Source organism: Carnobacterium maltaromaticum DSM 20342 (genome assembly GCF_000744945.1).
GTDB classification, from domain to species: Bacteria; Bacillota; Bacilli; order Lactobacillales; family Carnobacteriaceae; genus Carnobacterium; species Carnobacterium maltaromaticum.
In genome coordinates this window covers 1424462-1443389 of the sequence record NZ_JQMX01000001.1, presented here as the reverse complement: position 1 = coordinate 1443389, position 18928 = coordinate 1424462, and the positions used below count along the sequence as shown (strand labels likewise).

The window sequence follows — 18928 nt, the reverse complement described above, 5'->3', positions numbered from 1 at the left end:
GGGGGAGTAAAAGTGAAGTATTCAATTGAAGGCGATACATTGCCAGTAGTTATTTGTGAGTTGGAAAAAGGTGAAGCGATGGTGAGTGAAAATGGTGGACGTAGTTGGGCATTAGGTGAAATTACTACTGAAACAACCTCTGGTGGCGGGATGAAAAAAATGTTAGGCAGAGCTTTTTCAGGCGAAAGTTTATTTCTAAGTCGTTATGAAGCTCAAAGTAATGCAACAATTGCTTTTGCTTCTTCCTTTCCAGGCTGTATCATAGCTAAAGAACTTCAAGCCGGTGAAAGTGTTATTGCGCAAAAAACAGCTTTCTTAGCTGCAACAGAAGGTGTAGAACTAAGCACATTTTTCCAAAAAAAGGGAACAGCAGGTTTCTTTGGTGGAGAAGGCTTTATTATGCAGAAATTACAAGGTCCAGGAACTGTCTTTTTTGAAATTGATGGCAGTACAAAAACGTATGACTTAGCTGCAGGCGAACGTCTAGTTTGTGATACAGGTTTAGTTGCTTTAATGGATGAAACTTGTAAGTTAGAAATTGTAGCTGTTAAAGGGTTAAAAAATAAGTTATTAGGTGGAGAAGGTTTCTTTGATACTGTGGTAACTGGTCCTGGAAAAGTAACTGTCCAAACGATGACATTAGGTGGATTTGCACAAAGTATTTTACCTTTCATGTCTTCTAAATAATAAAATTGTGAAGGAAAAAAACCTAGTCTTATAGCTAGGTTTTTTTTCAAAACTCAATGAGATTAGAATTTGATTAAAAAAAGCGTTTCACTTTGCTTATAAAGTTGTAAATAGTTCTTTTAGAAAAAAATGGAATTTGTAAAAAGAGAACGTTGTTGTTGTTTGTTAAATTTTTTTAAGAATAAATGCAAAAAAAGCGAATAGATATTATTTTTTTAGTTTTTTTATTCGTTTTTTCTGTTATAATGAAAACTACATTCTTTCTTATAAAATGGTGAGAATGTAGAAATTGAACTAAAAGGGGAAGATAGTGTGGAACGAGTGTATAATTTTTCAGCAGGTCCTGCCGTATTACCGGTGCCTGTCCTAGAACAAGTACAAGCTGAATTACTTTCATATAATGGAAGTGGAATGTCAGTAATGGAATTGAGTCATCGCTCTTCGTGGTTTCAACAGATCATGGATGATGCTGAGGCATTATTAAGAGAATTAATGAACATTCCATCCAACTATCAAGTTCTCTTCTTACAAGGTGGCGCAAGCCTCCAATTTAGTATGGTTCCAATGAATTTAGCTAAAAATAAAAAAATTGCCTTTGTTGATACTGGCTCATGGTCAAAAAAAGCCATTGAAGAAGCCGAAAAAATGAAAGATATGCAAGTGGAAGTGATCGCTAGTTCAAAAGAAAAAAATTATGCTAGCGTTCCAGAAATTCCTGCTGTGGAAACAGATATTGATTATTTACACATTACAACCAACAATACGATTGAAGGAACTTGTTACTTTACGGCACCTACTACAAATGGCGTACCGGTTGTAGCTGATATGTCTTCAAATATTTTATCAAGCGAGTACAATGTAGCAGACTTTGGTTTAATCTATGCAGGTGCACAAAAAAATATTGGGCCAGCAGGCTTAACAGTTGTGATTGTTCGAGAAGATCTAATTGCTGAAAGTCTCCCTGGCTTGCCTTCAATGCTAGATTATAAGTTGCAAGCTAAAAACGGTTCTATGTATAACACGCCACCAACATTTGCTATTTATGTGGCTAAATTAGTTTTTGAATGGATTAAAGAATTAGGTGGCGTTTCAGCCATTGAAGCGATTAATCGTGAAAAAGCGGCATTATTATATGATTATTTGGAAGAATCAACTTTATTCTCTTCACCAGTTGAAAAGGCAGCTCGCTCTTTAACCAATATTCCTTTTGTAACAGGAAATCCAGAGTTGGATAAAAAGTTTGTATCAGAGGCGACTGCAGCTGGTTTTGTCAATTTAAAAGGACATCGTTCTGTGGGCGGTATGCGTGCTAGTCTTTATAACGCATTTCCAATTGAAGGCGTAACAGCCTTAGTTGCATTTATGCAGAAATTTGCTGAAAATGAGGGGGAAAAATAAAATGGTTTTTCAAATAAAAACATATAACGCAATTGCTAAAGAAGGACTACAAAAATTTGATGGTCCAGATTATCAAATCGATCAAACTGAAGAGCCAGATGCCCTTTTAATCCGGAGTCAAAATCTCCATGAAACATTTATTCCAAACAGTGTTCTAGCTATTGGTCGTGCTGGAGCAGGAGTTAATAATATTCCTGTAGAAGAGTGCACCGAAAATGGTGTTGTTGTATTTAATACACCGGGAGCAAATGCGAATGCAGTTAAAGAATTGGTATTAGCTAGTTTATTTATGGCAGCACGTCCTATTTTACAAGGTGCAGCTTGGACAAAAACATTGCCAACTAATGATCCTGCAGTTGAAAAGACAGTAGAAGCTGAAAAAAAACGCTTTGCTGGAACTGAACTGCAAGATAAAAAATTAGGTGTCATTGGACTAGGTGCGATTGGTGCAATGGTCGCTAATGATGCCTATCGCTTAGGTATGGATGTTGTCGGATACGATCCATATGTGTCTGTCGATACAGCTTGGACAATTTCTAGTCGGGTAAAAAGAGCCTTGACTTTAGAAGAAGTCTTAGCAACTTGTGATTATTTAACGATTCATATTCCTTTAATGCCACAAACTAAGCATTTAATTAATAGTGAAAAATTAGCTTTAGTTAAAGAAGGAACAGTATTATTAAACTTTGCGCGTGGTGGCTTGGTTGATAACGAAGCTGTTCTTAAGTCTTTAAATGCAGGTGGGTTAAAGCAATATATTGTTGATTTTGCAGCTCCGGAATTATTGGCGGAAGAAAAAGTTCTTGTTTTACCACATTTAGGTGCTTCAACTGAAGAAGCTGAAGTTAATTGTGCTAAAATGGCCGCCCGAACATTAAAATATTATCTAGAAACAGGTAATATTAAACGTTCTGTTAATTTCCCAACTGTGGATATGAAATTTCAAGCGCCAATCAGATTAGCATTGATTCATCGAAATGTGCCAAGTATGGTAGGTACGATGACAATCGAGCTAGCAAATCATAATATAAATATTGTTGATATGATTAATCGTAGTAAAGGCAACCATGCCTATACCTTGATTGATATTGAAGATACTTCTAAGGAGCAGTTAGAAAAAATTGTTGCTAAATTGACCAGTGTTGAAGATATTATTCATGTACGTACTATTGAAAATCAAGCAGTCCACTTTTAAAGGAATAAAAGTTATACTAGATAATGAGTTAAGACTAAGATAGATCAAAGGAGTTAATAGTACATGGTTAAAATTAAAGCATTTAAAGGGATTCGTCCTCAACCAGAACATGCACAAAAAGTAGCTTCATTACCTTATGATGTCATGAATTCTGCAGAAGCTCGTGTGATTGGAGATGAAAATCCAGAATCTTTTTTACACATTGATAAAGCTGAAATTGATTTGGCAAAAGATATATCTCCTTATGCGGATGTTGTTTATCAAAAAGCTGCTGAAAATCTTAAAGCCTTTCTGGAACGTCAGTGGTTATTAAAAGATGCAACAGAAAAATTTTATATTTATCAATTAACCATGAACGGTAGAAGCCAAACAGGTTTAGTTGTTTGTACAGCAATTGATGATTATTTAGATGAAAAAATAAAAAAACATGAATTTACACGTGAAGAAAAAGAGTTAGACCGTATTCGTCATGTGGATGCTTGTGACGCGAATACAAGTCCAATCTTTTTAACTTATCGTGAAAATCAATCCGTCAATCAAGTGATTGCAGATTGGACAAAAAACAACGCCCCAATTTATGATTTTACTAGTTTTTATGATGTTGAACATAAAGTTTGGATGATAGATGACAGTCAAGTAACGGCTCATTTAGAAAATCTATTTGACCAAGAAGTTGCAGCATTGTATATTGCCGATGGTCATCATCGCACAGAATCAGCTGTTAAAGTTGGTTTGAAACGCCGAATTGAGTTCCCTAAAGCACCAGAAACAGCTGAATTTAATTACTTTCTTTCTGTTTTATTTCCTAAAGAACAATTGGAAATTTTAGATTACAATCGTGTTGTGAATGTTCCTCTTTCAGCTGATTTTATCACACAGTTAGAAAAGAGTTTTACACTCGAAAAAGCAGGTTTAGAGCCGTATAAGCCAAAAGAGCCTAAAACAATCGGCATGTATTTCTCTGGTGAATGGTATCAGTTAATAGCTAAGCCTGAAGTAATCGTTACAGACCCCGTTGCTGGACTAGATGTTTCAATTTTACAAGATCAAGTCTTAACACCAATTTTTGGTATTGAAGACATTCGAACAGATAAACGAATTGACTTTGTAGGTGGAATTCGTGGTCTGAAAGAATTGGCAGAACTAGTTGATAGTGGAGCTTTTACAGTGGCTTTTTCTATGTATCCAACAACGATGGAAGATTTATTAACGGTTGCTGATAGTGGGCAAATTATGCCGCCAAAATCAACTTGGTTTGAACCTAAGCTATTAAGTGGTTTGTTTGTTCATGATTTAGAAAGTTCTGATTAATAATTAAATAGAAGTTGAAAATAGGGTATGACAGCTGTCTTACCCTATTTTTTTGCAAACAAGTAGAAGTGAGAAAAACATAGGTAAAAGTTGCACCAGTTTAAAAAAAAGCGTATGCTGATAAAAAACAATCAGCCAAAAAGAAAGAGGGAAGAATAAATGAAAAAAGCATTGATAATCGGAGGAAACGGAACTATTGGCTCTGCTGTTTCAAATGCGTTGAATGATTCCTATGAAATAATTACTGCAGGACGTACCCACGGAGATGTTAAAGTCGATATCACCTCAGTCGAGAGTATTACGCGATTATTTGAAATAGTTGGAGAAGTTGACGCAGTCATTATTACAGCTGGCCAAGCTCATTTCGGAGCATTAAAAGACATGACACCGCAAGATAATTTAATCAGTGTTAACAGTAAGCTTTTAGGTCAAGTGAATACTGTTTTAATTGGAACAAACTATGTGAAAGATCATGGCAGTTTTACATTAGTAACTGGAATCATGATGGATGATCCTATTTTAGCGGGCGCTTCCGCTGCCTTAGCCAATGGTGGGGTAAAAGCTTTCGCTAAATCCGCTGCTTTGGAACTGCCACGTGGAATTCGGATAAATACAGTTAGTCCTAATGTGTTAGAAGAATCGTGGGAAAATTATAAAGACTTCTTTATTGGTTTTAATCCTGTCTCAGCAAGAAAAGTAGCAAATGCTTTTGTTAAAAGTGTCAAAGGCGGACAAACTGGACAAAGCTACGAAGTCTATTAAAAAACATTTTCATTCTTAAATCGCTCATTTAACAGGAATTTAGCTCACTTTTATTGCGGCATTTAGTGATTGAGGGGATAAAAGTTTTTCTAGTATTTTAAGTTTAATTATGGTAGAATAAATAGCATATGAAATGTTAAGACGGGAGGGCAATAAATTTGTATAATGCACTTTTACTTGCTATGTTAGTAATTTCGGTTTTATTAATTATTGTTATCACCATGCAACCTACAAAGACAAATAGTGCCTCAAGTGCCTTAACAGGTGGCGCGGAGCAATTATTCGGTAAACAAAAAGCTCGCGGATTTGAAGCAGTTTTGCAACGTGTAACAGTTATATTAGGAATTGCATTTTTTGTAATTGCACTAGTACTTGCTTATGTAACAGCCCAAGGCTAAATAAACTGATTAGTAGTGAACCACCTGTTTGTAAAACAGGTGGTTTTTGCTTTTTTTGAACATGTAAGAGATGAAATTGTTCAAACTTTATAAAAATAGCTAAGAAAAAAATTTTCTTGCTTCATTCAAACGAATAGTTATTAATCAAAGTTAACTCTATTCGGTTTTCTTTCTAAGTAAAATACAGTAAAATAGATGTAGCAAGTGATTTGATTATAAAATATACCTTTATTTATAAGGAGGATAAACTTAATGAAAAAAATAGCTTTACCAGAACCTTTTTTCTTTGAGAACGGGCCAAGAGCAATCCTGTTATTACATGCTTATACAGGCAGCTCCAATGATATGAGAATGTTAGGAAGAGCATTAGAAAAAGAGGGATATACGGTGTATGCTCCCCACTTTAAAGGTCATGGTACATTGGATCCAACAGATATATTAGCAGCAACGCCAGCTGATTGGTGGTTGGATACTCAAAATGCACTAGCTTTCTTAAGAGAAAAAGGCTATCAAGAAATTGCTGTTTTTGGTTTATCATTAGGTGGTATATTTGCTACAAAAGCACTGGAAGAAGAAGGTTTATTGGCAGCAGGTACATTATGCTCGCCGTTATTTTTAAATGAAAATAATCATGTTGTAGATAGCTTTTTAAGGTATGTTGCAACTGTTCAAAAGATTGCTGGGATTGAACCTACTAAAATAGCCGAAAGTTTACCAAAAATAAAAATAGAAGTTCAACAGCAATTACTGGAAATTGGCAATTATTTGCCACCGATTCAAATGAAAATTCCAGAAATTACAAAACCGTTTTTTATTGCCCAAGCTGGGCAAGATGAATTAATTGATTCACAATCAGCCTATGAACTGAAAAAAGCACTAGTACAAGCTGCTGTTTCATTTCATTGGTATGAAGAGAGTAGCCATGTGATAACAGTAGGAAGAGACCATCATGCATTAGAAAATGATGTGTTAGATTTCCTAAATCAGTTACACTGGAATGAGGGATAAAATATGACAATAAAAAAAACAACGAAGGAAGCAATTATTGCTTACCTTGAAGGCAGCACGAAGAAATCATTTGCTGTCAAAGATATCAGTGAAGGCATGGGCTTAACGAGTGCCGCTGATTTTAAGATGTTAGTAAGTGCTCTTGCTGAAATGGAGCGTAAAGGTAGTCTTAAATTAAATAAAAAAGGGCATTTTAAATTGCCAACTAAGAAACCTGTTTTAACGGGAATCTTTAGAGCTAATGATCGCGGCTTCGGATTTGTCTCTATTGAAGATGAAGAAGATGATGTGTATATTCCACAAGGGCATACTAATTTTGCTTTAGATGGAGATGTGGTGACTGTTGATATTACTCGTGTACCAGAACCTTGGAATGATAAAGGGGCTGAAGGCGTTGTCGAAACAATTGTTGAGCGGAAATTCCATCAGCTTGTTGGTGAATTTTATGCTTACGATGAAGCAGGAATTGCTGAAACTGATTTATATGGATACGTTCTACCACAAGATAAAAAAATTAATGATATGCGCGTTTTTATCGAAGCAAAAGGGATTAAGCCAGTTGATGGCGCTATTGTATTAGTAGAAATCACCTATTATCCAGATTTAGCTTTTCCGAAAAGCATGCAAGGAATCGTCAGCCAAACAATTGGACATAAAAATGATCCAGGAGTAGATATTTTAGCGATTGTTTACAAGCACGGGATTCCAATTGAATTTCCAGAGGCAGTTTTAGCAGAAGCCGATGCAGTTCCAGAAACTATTTCAGATCAGGACCGGGAAAATCGTCGAGATTTAACCAATGAAATGATTGTGACTATTGATGGAGAAGATGCAAAAGATTTAGATGATGCTGTTACTGTTCGCAAATTGGACAATGGTAACTATCATTTAGGTGTTCATATTGCGGATGTATCTTATTATGTAACGGAAGATAGTGCCTTGGATGGAGAGGCTTTTGAACGAGCAACTAGTGTTTATTTAACGGATAGAGTTATTCCAATGTTGCCTCATCGTTTATCAAATGGTCTGTGTTCTTTAAATCCAAACGAAGATCGTTTGACAATGAGTTGTGAAATGGAAATTAACTCAGCGGGAGAAGTGGTCAACCATGATATTTTCCCAAGTGTAATTCATTCTTCAAAACGAATGACATATACAGCCATAAATCAAATTTTGATGGAAAAAGATCCTGAAGTTCGTGCAGAGTATCAAGAATTTGTCCCGATGTTTGAATTAATGGGAGAATTACATGAACTCTTAGTGAATAAGCGTCAAGCAAGGGGAGCCATTGATTTTGAGGCACCAGAAGCACAAATTATTGTGAATAACGAAGGACATCCAGAAGAAATCGTGATGCGTCATCGAGGAATTGGTGAGCGCTTAATTGAATCCTTTATGCTTTCGGCGAATGAAACAGTTGCTGAGCATTACTTTAAACTAGATGTACCATTTATCTATCGTGTTCATGAGCAGCCAGATAGCGACAGAATGCAACGCTTTATGGAGTTCGTGACAGCCTTTGGAATATTAATGAAAGGCACTAGTGGTGAAGTTTCACCTAAACAACTTCAAAAAGTTCTACGTGGAGTTAGTGGAGAGCCTGAAGAAGCTGTTATTTCAACGATGTTGTTAAGAAGTATGAAACAAGCCAAATATGATGCAGAAGCTTTAGGACATTTTGGTCTTGGAGCAGAATTTTATACGCATTTTACTTCACCAATTCGTCGTTATCCAGATTTGATTGTACACCGTTTAATTCGAAGTTATGCGACAAAAGGGATAGGTAGCGAAGAAAAAGCTAAATGGGCAGGCTTATTGCCAGAAATTGCAGAGCAAAGTTCTAAAATGGAACGCCGAGCAGTTGATGCTGAACGTGAAACAGATTCTCTTAAGAAAACTGAATATATGTCGGATAAAATTGGTGAAATATTTGATGGCGTTATTAGTTCAGTGACTAAATTTGGTATTTTTGTTGAATTACCTAATACAATTGAAGGTTTAATTCATATTTCAAATATGAAAGAAGATTACTTTACCTTTATTGAAAATCATTTAATGTTAGTTGGAGAACGTACGGGTGTAAGTTACCGTATTGGCCAACCAGTTAAAATTAAGGTGACTAAAGCAGATGTGGAAACGCGGGAAATTGATTTTGAATTAATTCCTGATCCAAATGCACCAAAAGTTCCAGTTATTGAAAGAACTAAAAAAGGCCGAGGCAAGCCCGAAGAACGTCGACGTGGTGCAACATCAACCCGCTCTGGTAAGAAAACAGAGAGTGAACCTAAAAAAACTCATAAGAAAAAAGGCAAATTAAAAGTTGATTTAGCTAGTAAAACAAATGCTGGAAAAGGTAAAAAAACAGCTGCCAAAGGGAAGAACCCGTTTTATTCAGCAGTAGCCAAAAAGAAGAAGAAGAAAAAATAAAAAGTAATCGTTCAAGGAGGCGAACGGTCAAATGCCAAAACACGAAGGCAAATTAGTTGCCCAAAATCGAAAAGCACGCCATGATTATACTATTATCGATACAATAGAAGCTGGTATGGTTTTACAGGGCACTGAAATTAAATCAATTCGAGGAGCTCGAATTAATTTAAAAGATGGTTATGCACGTATTTATAAGGATGAAATCTATTTACACAATGTCCATATTAGTCCTTATGAACAAGGCAATCAGTTTAATCATGATCCACTTCGAATTCGCAAACTATTAATGCATAAAAAACAAATTGCCCGTCTAGTAAATGAAACTAAAGGAACAGGAATTACCTTAGTCCCTTTAAAAGTTTATATAAAAAATGGCTATGCAAAAGTCTTAATTGGATTAGCTAAAGGGAAGAAAAACTATGATAAGCGTGAAGATTTAAAACGCAAAGATGCAAAACGTGACTTGGATCGGACGATGAAAATCAGATAGGCTCAATCTACTAAATAATGAAACAAAAAGATTAGGGATATATAACCTGATCTTTTTTTTGTTAGCTAATTTTCTCTTTTCTTATTTTCGAACTTATATATGTTTATTATATCAAATGACTAGACAAATCTATTTCGAGATTGTATAATTAAAGTGAATAAATAGATGAACTAAATAGTCGATAACGTGAGGAGAATGTAGCATGGTAAAATATGAATTTCCTGAGAATTTTTGGTGGGGATCAGCAGCAAGCGGACCACAAACAGAAGGTGTTTACCCTGGAGACGGAAAAGGTGAAAGTTTATGGGATTATTGGTACGAAGCTGAACCTGAAAAATTCTTTAATCAAGTCGGACCAGATAAAGCCTCTCGCGTTTATCGTAAATATCCAGAAGATATCCAATTAATGAAAGCAACGGGACACAATAGTTTTAGAACATCAATACAATGGAGTCGCTTAATTCCTAACGGGACAGGAGCTGTAAATCCAGAAGCAGTTACTTTTTATAATAATTTAATTGATGAAATGATTGCTAATGGAATTGAGCCATTTATGAACTTGTATCATTTTGATATTCCAATGGCTTTACAACGTGAAGGTGGTTGGGTGAATCGTAAAACAGTTGATGCTTATGTTGCGTTTGCTAAAACTTGTTTTGAGCTATTTGGCGATCGTGTAAAAAAATGGTTTACTCATAATGAACCAATTGTTCCTGTAGAGGCGGGCTATTTATATCAGTTCCACTATCCAATGGAAATAAATTTACGCCATGCTGTTCAAGTTGGTTTTCATGAGATGTTAGCAAGTGCTAAAGCAATCGAAGCTTATCATGAAATGAAATTAGACGGTGAGATTGGTATTATTTTAAATTTAACACCAAGCTACCCAAGAGATGCTGCAAATCCAGCTGATGTTAAAGCAGCAGCTATTGCAGATGCATTCTTTAATCGTTCGTTTTTAGACCCATCTGTGAAAGGAACATTTCCAACTGAGTTAGTTGAAATTCTTAAAGAGATTGACCACTTACCTGAGTATGAGGCGGATGACTTGAAGACGATAGCTGAAAATACAGTTGATTTATTGGGAATTAATTATTATCAACCACGTCGTATCAAAGCTAAAGAAACACCAATTGATTCAACTAATGGACCAATGCCAGAAGATTACTTTGATAACTACGAAATGCCAGGCCGTAAAATGAATATTTATCGTGGTTGGGAAATCTATGAAAAAGGTATTTATGACATCTTGACAAATGTTCGTGAGAATTATGGAAATATTCGTTGCTTTATTTCTGAAAATGGAATGGGTGTTGAAGGCGAAGAACGTTTTATCAACGATGCTGGTGAAATTGAAGATGATTATCGGATTGAATTTATTAGCGAACATTTAAAATATGTTCACCAAGCAATTGCTGAAGGAAGTAATGTGCAAGGTTACCATATGTGGACTTGTATGGACAACTGGTCTTGGACGAACGCATATAAAAATCGTTATGGCTTTATTTCAGTTAACTTAGATAAAGAAGGCGAAAGAACAATTAAAAAAAGTGGTCATTGGTTTAAAAAAATGACAGATGCCAATGGTTTTAACGATTAATAAAAAAATTAAAATGAGTAAAGAAGAAACAGACAAATTTTTGTCTGTTTTTTTTATGCTTTTAAAGGGTTACTATCTCTAAAAAATTTAGTAGGCTTAATAATTTAGTCTACTAAAAAAGTAAATCAAACCTCTAGTTTCAAGTTTGATTTACTTTTTATTTATAGTGCATCTTTTAAAACTAAAACCAAGGTAAAAGTTTCTTTTTCATTTTTTATTTTTAATTGCCCGTCATATTTACTTACAACTTGCTCCATATTTTTCAAACCAAATCCGTGGTTTTTTTTATTTTCTTTAGTAGTAGGATAAGAGTAGTCTGAATGAAAGTGATAGTGGTTATTTTGGTTATTTTGGGTATTTTTAAGTGTGATAAATAAATAATTTTTTTTGAAATGCATAGATAAGCAAATTTTCTTTTGGTCCTCTGGAAGTGGTGAAACAGCTTCAAGTGCATTATCAAAAGCATTTCCGAATAGTATCGCTAAATCAATGTCTTTAATTTCTTTTATATTTAATGGTTTGACAACCAAATCCAAATGGATATTTTCAATTAAACAGCGTTCATCTAATTGAGTTAATAATGCGTCAATTACTAGATTTTCTGTAAAAGAAGTAGGATCAGCTAAGCTTTCCATAGCTAGAAGCTCTTTTAAATAGATTTCAGTACTAGGTAAATCATTTTTTTTGACTAGATAAGAGAGTGAAACAAGATGATTTCGCAAATCATGTTTAAGACTGCGTACCTCTTTTTGAGCTTTGAGCATTTTATCTTGAGTCATTTTTTGATAGTGTAATTGTTGATTTAAGGCTCTATTTTCAAAGTCTAGCTGATAGTGGCGAGCCATTTTTTCGACGAGTTGTATAACAAAATAACTGAAAAATAAAATAACAAAAATCGAAAGAATAGTTAGACTAATATAAATTTTATTTACCTCAAGGAAGATGACTAAGAGTGAATTGTAAATTAAAATTAAATTAATCACAACTAAAGAAAGTGTCATTAAAAAAGTGAGATAGAATTGTTTATTCAAGCCTTTTCTTAGTTGAACAACATTGTAGACAAAGAAAAATTGTAAAATATCACTACAAAAATAAAAGAAAATAATTTTCAAAGAGTCGGAATGTTGAAAATTACTGGATAAAATGTAAATAGCATCGGATACATAAATAACAACTTTTTCAGAAAAGAGAGTCATTATAAAATATAAAGCAGCAGCCTGTAAACGCAGTTTCGTAGATCCTGAAAAAGAAAAACTAATTAGTGTGAGTACACTAATTAAAATTGCTAGATAGATAAAAGGATGCAATTGTTCAAAATAAGTCGTAACAAAGTCTAAGCAAAAGAAACAAGCTAGCAAAAAGACTTTATTTAAACGTGGAACTCCAATGAAGTTCTTAAAAAAATAGAACATTAAAAAGGCTTCAAAACTAGCCTCAAAAAGATGGCTTGCATAAAAAAAGAATGCAGAGTCTATATTAATCAAGCCACTCACCGCCTATAGTTAAATAGTCAAAGAAGGCTTCTTTAAAAGTTTTCCTATGTGCTTTGCTAATGGGGAGCAGCAGTTGATTTTCTAATTTCACTTGGTCTTTTATAATTTCAGTGACATAAGGCAAATGAATTAAATAAGACTGGTGACAGCGAGCAAAATGTTTGAACTTTAGTTTTTCCTCTAAATCATTCAGTTTTCCGTACATTTCACTACTTTCCGTAGTGGTATGAAAAAATAATTTACGTTGTCGGCTCTCAATAAAATAAATTTGATCTAAAGCAATCTTTTTTTGACCAAATTTATTGGAAATTGTCAGGCTAGCCTTTGGTTTACTATTTTTTATAGTCTTAAGAAGTTCGTCTAATTGATGTGCTTTAATTGGTTTCAGTAGATAACGTAAGGCTTTGACATGATAGCCTTCTAAAGAATAGTCAAGCATACTTGTTAGAAATACAAGTTCGACCTCAGCATCCATTTGCCTAATTATTTTAGCAGCTTCTATGCCATTTAATTTAGGCAAGGCTATATCTAGAAAAATTAAGTCAAAGCGATTACCAGAATAATGACAAACCTCAATTAAATCCTCAGCGTTACTGAAAACTTCAATAGCTAATGGTGTAGGAAAAAAGCTTTGATAAGCTTGTAATAGGTTGTATAGTTCTTCTTGTTGTACTGTTTCATCTTCACAAATAGCGATATGCATGTAAATGAACTCCAATCTCTAAATAGTTGATTCTGTTCTAATTATTACATTTGGACGTCAAATTACAACCACTCAACTAAATTCTTACTTTTTTCTTTATAAATTTGTGTTACAAGAACCCGATGATAAGGAGTGTAGATGTATGACAAAAGAAAAAAATAATGAACAAAATTTTGCAATTGTCTTGTTATTGATGATTTTAGCTTTAATTAGTTTAGCAACGATTCATAGTGCGACTGGTGGATGGCACTATGTGATTATGCAAGGAGCATGGTACTTGGTGGGGGCAGTGATTGTCTTTATCGTGATGCAATTTGATAGTGAACAACTTTGGAAACTAGCTCCAGTCGCTTATGGGATTGGAATTATTCTTTTAATTGCTGTTTTGATAGTTGGAGTTGAAATTAATGGGTCTACGAGATGGATCAATTTAGGCTTTATGAATTTTCAAACTTCTGAAGTAATGAAAATTGCATTTATTTTAACTTTAGCTCGACTATTAACTAGTCACAATCGAAAAGTAATGAACCGAACGATAAAATCGGATAGTTGGTTGTTGACTAAAATTGTTCTTTTAAGTTTACCACCAATAGGATTAATTATGTTACAATCAGATTTAGGGACAACGATTGTTTTTATTGCGATTATTGCAGGAATGACCTTATTATCAGGCGTTAGTTGGAAAATTTTAGGACCTCTAATTGGAATTGTTAGCAGTATTTTAATTGGTATGTTTTGTTTAATATTATTTAATCGCGAAATTCTTTATAAAATTGGGTTTCACAGTTATCAATTTGATCGGGTTGATGTGTGGTTAGATCCTTATCTAGATGTTTCTGGGGACTCTTATCAATCAATTCAGAGTATGAAGGCGATTGGTTCAGGACAAATAGGTGGAAAAGGCTTTGGGATGTCAGAAGTTTATGTTCCTGAAAATCATACAGATTTTATTTTTACCGTTTTAGGAGAAAATTTTGGATTTATCGGAAGTGCTATACTGCTGTTTGTTTATTTTTTACTGATTTATCGTTTTGTTTTAACTTGTTTCAAAATTAGAAATGAATTTTATTCTTACATTGTGACTGGGGTTATTATGCTGGTTAGTTTTCATATTTTTGAAAATATTGGTATGACAATTGGCTTGCTTCCAGTGACGGGAATTCCATTACCGTTTATTAGCTATGGAGGGTCCTCTTTATTAGGGAACATGATTGCCGTTGGTTTAGTATTATCCATGAACCATCATAATCATGATTATATTTTTTCTGAAAAAGATAAAAATTTTGAGTAAGTAGAGTTTGGCTGTCTATTTAGTCAAAAAGAAAGGTGAGAGAATGAAAAAAATAGATTATTATTTGCTAGTACCTTATCTGACATTGATCTTTATAGGTTCTTTAATGGTCTATAGTGCAAGCGCAGATGTTTCTTTGGTACAATATGGCACAGGTACTAAATATTTTGTTGGTCAGCTTGTCTTTATTGGTGCTGGGATGACGATGCTTGTTATAACTAGCCAGCTTAAAATGAGCTTTTTAAAAAATAAAAATTTAGTTTTATGTTTATTTTTTGCGATGCTACTTTTGTTAGCTTCAGTTTTAATAATTGGTGAGAATATTAATGGTGCTAAGAGGTGGATCGACATTGGTTTTTTCAATATCCAACCAGTTGAAATTTCAAAGTTAGTCTTAGTTTGGTATACTGCGTATATTTTATCTCGTCGGCAATCACAAATGCAAAGAAACTGGTTTAAAGCTATTTTACCCCCCATTGTTATAGTAGGAATTAGTTCTTTGCTGATTTTGCTACAACCAGATGCTGGTAGTGTCATTATTATTGCAATTGTTATTGTAGTTCAAATTTTTGCAAGTGGGATGCCTTTTAAAATTGGGATGATTAGTAGTTTGGCTGCTTCAGGAGTGATTGCTGGGTACTTAAAATTACTTACGATTTATGGAGCAAAGATGCCAGGGATGTCAACCTATCGCTATGCCCGTTTTGAAGCTTTTTGGAACCCTTTTGAATTAGCCGATAGTTCTGGTATGCAGTTAAGCGGTTCCTATTTAGCTTTAGGCCGAGGTGGTGTTTTTGGTGTTGGTTTGGGAAAAAGTGTTCTGAAAAAGGGCTACTTGCCTGAGCCACATACTGATTTTATCCTAGCTATTATTGGGGAAGAATTTGGATTGATCGGGGTTTGCCTTATTTTGGTAGCATTAAGTACGCTGATTTTACGTATCTTTTATTTAGCAAATCATACAAAAGATTCTTTTTCTTCCTTACTTTGCATAGGGATAGGGACGATGATGTTGATTCAAACGGGAATTAATATTGGTGGTGTGATTGGACTTGTGCCGATTAGTGGGGTTACTTTACCTTTTGTTAGTTATGGTGGATCCAGTATTTTAATACTATCAATCGCACTGGGGCTAGTTTTTAATGTGAGTCGAAGAATAACTAAATAGATGGATGAGTCACAAAAAATAGGCTGTGGAATTCCCACAAGCCTATTTTTTATTTTCTTAAGATAATCTTTTTTGAAAAGAATATTGTGCCTCACCTTTAATTGGATAATCTTCAACAGTACCAAAAAGAGTATAGCCATGTTTTGGGTAGAACTTAGGTGCTTGCCAGCTCATGGTTTCTAATAAAATTAATGTACAGTTATTTTCACGAGCAATAAGTTCGATTTGTTCAAGTAAGCGACTTCCAACACCACCTTTTTGGTTATCTGGATGAATGGCTAATAAACTTACGTGAAGATGATTCCAAAAAATTTCACCGGTAATACCGCCTAAAAAAGTAGCACCATCATATGCAGCTAACGAAATTTCTTTTTTTTCGTAAACAGGGATATTTTTATTCTGACTTTGACTGTAATTTTCTAAAAGCGTTGAAAGCATTTCTTGATTTTTTTTACTGTCAACTTCTCTAATTTCCATTTTTTCACCTCATTATTTAGTTGGATACTAATTAGTATACTACAAACTGTATGATAAAATCGTTAAAATTTGACGTAAGCAATCTATTTCTATTATATTTAAGACAGATAGGTTAAAGCTATTTAAATGCTAGCCAAGAGGAGGAAACTATGCGTTATTTGAAAAATCACCTAATGATAATTTCTATTATTTTTATTGGGTTTTTACTTTTATTTATTCCTATTTTCACTGGTGCAGTAGATCGGGAATTAACGATTGATGGGATGTATAATTTTATCGGCTCTTTTTTTGGAATAATTGGTGCAATATTGCTTGCATTTAGTGAATCAAAGACACAGAATACAGCATTGCGTGAAGAAATAGAGCTAAACTCTAAAAAAGAACGCCAAATTCAAGCAGAATTTTTGTATAAAGAAATGTTATTTCAAAAAATTGAAAATTTGTATGCAAAGTTAAATACGAGTATTTATAAAAATGAGGAAATTATTCGCTTTATAAGAGATACCAATTCTATTTTGGCTAATGAACAAATTACAGTACGTTTAGTTCAAAATAGAAATGAAACCGAAAAGCTTATCCATGATATTGAGTTGATTAGCATTTATTTTACTGAAAATGGCAATAAAGTTGAAAAAATAGTCTCGCTATTTAATTATAGTAATAAATATTTAAGTAAACTAGAACACGAATTTTTAATTGATCAAGGAAGAAACTTCAATAAAGAATTATCGAGTTATCAAGCCATATTGAAACGTTTGGTTTTTCTACTAGATGATTTATCGATTGACATGATTACTATTATGAAAAATGAAATTACAAAGTTAAATGATTTAAGCAATTTAAATCAATTTGGAGAAAAACAATCTTAAGTATTTTTTTGAGAAATAGAAGCTATCAAAATTAAGGATATGTTTGCTTGGACTGAGGGTAGGAGGATTAAAATGGACATATTATTAGATAAGCTTGGCACTCGCAAAGTGAAAATTTTAGAATTGTTGATTTCTGAAGATCGTTATTGGCGATTAGATGAAATTGCTGATAGAATTAAAAGTTCTAAAAAAACGGTGCAACTAGATATGAAAATGATTCAGCACGATATTGCAGAGTGGAGTACAGATGAGATTAAACTGGATGTCTCTTCAAGAGGTTCCTTTTTAAAGAAGAGCAATGATTTTTATATGCATAAAATCTATTTGTCCTATATTAAAGCTGGTATTCCGTATCATCTTTTTGATGCTTTATTTCAAGAAGATATTGAGTCGCTAACATACTTTGCTGAAGATCAGCATGTTAGTTATACTAGTTTTTATAAGCAAATTAAAGAATTAAGAGAGTGGTTAGATTATTATGCCATCTCAATAGTGAATAATCCTCCAGCTTTTAGAGGCACCGAAAAGCAAATACGTTATTGTGGTATGCATATCTATTGGCGTGTCTTTAAAGGTTTGGAATGGCCATTTCCTACTATTGATAGGGAACCTATCCTCGAAATGATTATAGCTGCAGAAAAGGTTTACGGGCATACCTTTAATTTAATTGAGCGAGAACAAACTGCTTATTGGGCGGCTTGCGCACAAGTTCGAATTTTGGGTGGTGATTTGATTGACTGTGTGGAAGAATTTCAAGGAATTAAAGAAGGAAATCCGCTATATAAAGAGTTAGAACCATTAATTTTGAACATGTTTAAAGAAATGCCATTAAGTGGAGATGCTTTATCAAATGAAGTCGATTACATTTTTTCTTTGTTTAATATTATTCCACATCAAATTGAAACGACAGAGCTTGTAAAAGATACAGTTGGTTTTTTGAAACAAAATCAGCTACCATCCTACCAAGCAACAGAATTAATACTAGATGAGTTTCTAAAAAATTTACACACTATTGGTTTGAAAAAGGATAATCTTTTATTAATTGAAAGTTTAAGTAGTATCCACTATCATGCCTATTTATTTAAAGCTGATTCAATTCGCTTTTATTTTTCTAAATTTGCTTATAATGAGCGTAAGTATCATCGTCTATTTTACAAAAAATTCCAACCAATTGCGGAAAGATTAGCAAAAATACCTGAAGTAGCTCCAATTTTTGAGCAAAGTGAATTCTTATTTAATCATTATATTCCATTTATCGCTCCATATATAGATTGGAGTTATTATGAAAAAATTATCAGAGTCCAAATTTTAACCGAAAATGGTCGGTATACTGAAATTAAATTAGGTAAGGATATCATAAATATCTTGCCTCATAGACTTGAAATAGTTTCTTCTTATCAACTTGAACCAGCTCACGAAGCAGAGGTTGATTTGATTGTGACAGATTGTTTAATTACAGGTATAGATACTCCCGTTTTTATTTGTAAAATTCCTCCAACAATGGGAGACTGGACTCGTTTAGAACGATATATTTCAGATATAAGTATGAGAGAATAAGCCAAAATGTCTAATTTCGTTTGGTAAGTAACACTCGTGAAATCAGAATAAGGCTAGTTTTGCTTAAAAACTAGCTTTATTTGTCTAGTCTTTT

Annotated in this window: 17 protein-coding genes; 14 read left to right on the top strand and 3 right to left on the bottom strand. The window is 33.7% G+C overall.

Going from position 1 to position 18928, the window contains the following annotated elements; genetic code table 11:
• Positions 1-12 precede the first annotated feature (12 nt).
• From BR77_RS06985 to BR77_RS06940, 10 genes are all read left to right on the top strand, one after another.
• Positions 13-687 (top strand): TIGR00266 family protein, encoded by a 675-nt coding sequence (locus BR77_RS06985; RefSeq protein WP_010050887.1) that lies wholly within the window; start codon positions 13-15, stop codon positions 685-687.
• A 312-nt stretch (positions 688-999) separates the two neighbouring features.
• On the top strand, positions 1000-2085 hold the full coding sequence (gene serC / locus BR77_RS06980) for a 3-phosphoserine/phosphohydroxythreonine transaminase (protein ID WP_010050888.1): 1086 nt from the start codon (positions 1000-1002) through the stop codon (positions 2083-2085).
• A gap of 1 nt (position 2086) precedes the next feature.
• On the top strand, positions 2087-3280 hold the full coding sequence (locus BR77_RS06975) for a 3-phosphoglycerate dehydrogenase family protein (RefSeq protein WP_015075748.1): 1194 nt from the start codon (positions 2087-2089) through the stop codon (positions 3278-3280).
• Positions 3281-3343: 63 nt separating this feature from the next.
• Entirely contained in the window at positions 3344-4591 is a 1248-nt protein-coding gene (locus BR77_RS06970; RefSeq protein ID WP_016356348.1) for a DUF1015 domain-containing protein, read from the top strand.
• Between the two features lie 159 nt (positions 4592-4750).
• Positions 4751-5353, top strand: coding sequence for a short chain dehydrogenase (locus BR77_RS06965; RefSeq protein ID WP_015075751.1), 603 nt, complete (start codon positions 4751-4753; stop codon positions 5351-5353).
• A 158-nt stretch (positions 5354-5511) separates the two neighbouring features.
• A complete protein-coding gene (gene secG / locus BR77_RS06960) occupies positions 5512-5751 on the top strand; it encodes a preprotein translocase subunit SecG (protein ID WP_010050897.1) in 240 nt (79 codons plus the stop codon).
• Between the two features lie 252 nt (positions 5752-6003).
• Positions 6004-6759, top strand: coding sequence for an alpha/beta hydrolase (locus BR77_RS06955; protein WP_015075752.1), 756 nt, complete (start codon positions 6004-6006; stop codon positions 6757-6759).
• Between the two features lie 3 nt (positions 6760-6762).
• On the top strand, positions 6763-9186 hold the full coding sequence (gene rnr / locus BR77_RS06950) for a ribonuclease R (RefSeq protein ID WP_035064401.1): 2424 nt from the start codon (positions 6763-6765) through the stop codon (positions 9184-9186).
• 31 nt (positions 9187-9217) lie between these two features.
• A complete protein-coding gene (gene smpB / locus BR77_RS06945) occupies positions 9218-9676 on the top strand; it encodes an SsrA-binding protein SmpB (protein ID WP_010050903.1) in 459 nt (152 codons plus the stop codon).
• Positions 9677-9878: 202 nt separating this feature from the next.
• On the top strand, positions 9879-11276 hold the full coding sequence (locus BR77_RS06940) for a glycoside hydrolase family 1 protein (RefSeq protein WP_010050905.1): 1398 nt from the start codon (positions 9879-9881) through the stop codon (positions 11274-11276).
• A 161-nt stretch (positions 11277-11437) separates the two neighbouring features.
• Here BR77_RS06940 and BR77_RS06935 read toward each other — a convergent pair whose 3' ends face one another.
• Together BR77_RS06935 and BR77_RS06930 are read right to left on the bottom strand one after the other, a co-directional pair.
• Positions 11438-12769: a sensor histidine kinase gene (locus BR77_RS06935; protein ID WP_236700863.1), complete on the bottom strand. Its 1332-nt coding sequence runs from the start codon at positions 12767-12769 to the stop codon at positions 11438-11440.
• Entirely contained in the window at positions 12753-13472 is a 720-nt protein-coding gene (locus BR77_RS06930) for a LytR/AlgR family response regulator transcription factor (RefSeq protein ID WP_015075755.1), read from the bottom strand. Before BR77_RS06930 ends, BR77_RS06935 begins: the two co-directional genes overlap by 17 nt.
• Positions 13473-13614: 142 nt before the next feature.
• On the opposite strand from BR77_RS06930, the gene rodA reads away from it, so the two are divergent.
• Both rodA and BR77_RS06920 read left to right on the top strand, forming a co-directional pair.
• Positions 13615-14763 (top strand): rod shape-determining protein RodA, encoded by a 1149-nt coding sequence (gene rodA / locus BR77_RS06925; RefSeq protein WP_015075756.1) that lies wholly within the window; start codon positions 13615-13617, stop codon positions 14761-14763.
• 43 nt (positions 14764-14806) lie between these two features.
• Positions 14807-15931 (top strand): FtsW/RodA/SpoVE family cell cycle protein, encoded by a 1125-nt coding sequence (locus BR77_RS06920; protein WP_015075757.1) that lies wholly within the window; start codon positions 14807-14809, stop codon positions 15929-15931.
• Between the two features lie 57 nt (positions 15932-15988).
• Here the strand turns inward: BR77_RS06920 and BR77_RS06915 are convergent, their stop codons facing one another.
• A complete protein-coding gene (locus tag BR77_RS06915) occupies positions 15989-16408 on the bottom strand; it encodes a GNAT family N-acetyltransferase (protein ID WP_010050915.1) in 420 nt (139 codons plus the stop codon).
• A 149-nt stretch (positions 16409-16557) separates the two neighbouring features.
• Between BR77_RS06915 and BR77_RS06910 the strand changes: the two genes are divergently transcribed.
• Together BR77_RS06910 and BR77_RS06905 are read left to right on the top strand one after the other, a co-directional pair.
• The gene (locus tag BR77_RS06910) at positions 16558-17277 is read left to right on the top strand and encodes a hypothetical protein (RefSeq protein WP_035064396.1); all 720 of its coding nucleotides are present in this window, start codon (positions 16558-16560) and stop codon (positions 17275-17277) included.
• Between the two features lie 72 nt (positions 17278-17349).
• A complete protein-coding gene (locus BR77_RS06905; protein WP_015075762.1) occupies positions 17350-18834 on the top strand; it encodes an AcpB/EbpR/MafR family transcriptional regulator in 1485 nt (494 codons plus the stop codon).
• Positions 18835-18928 lie beyond the last annotated feature (94 nt).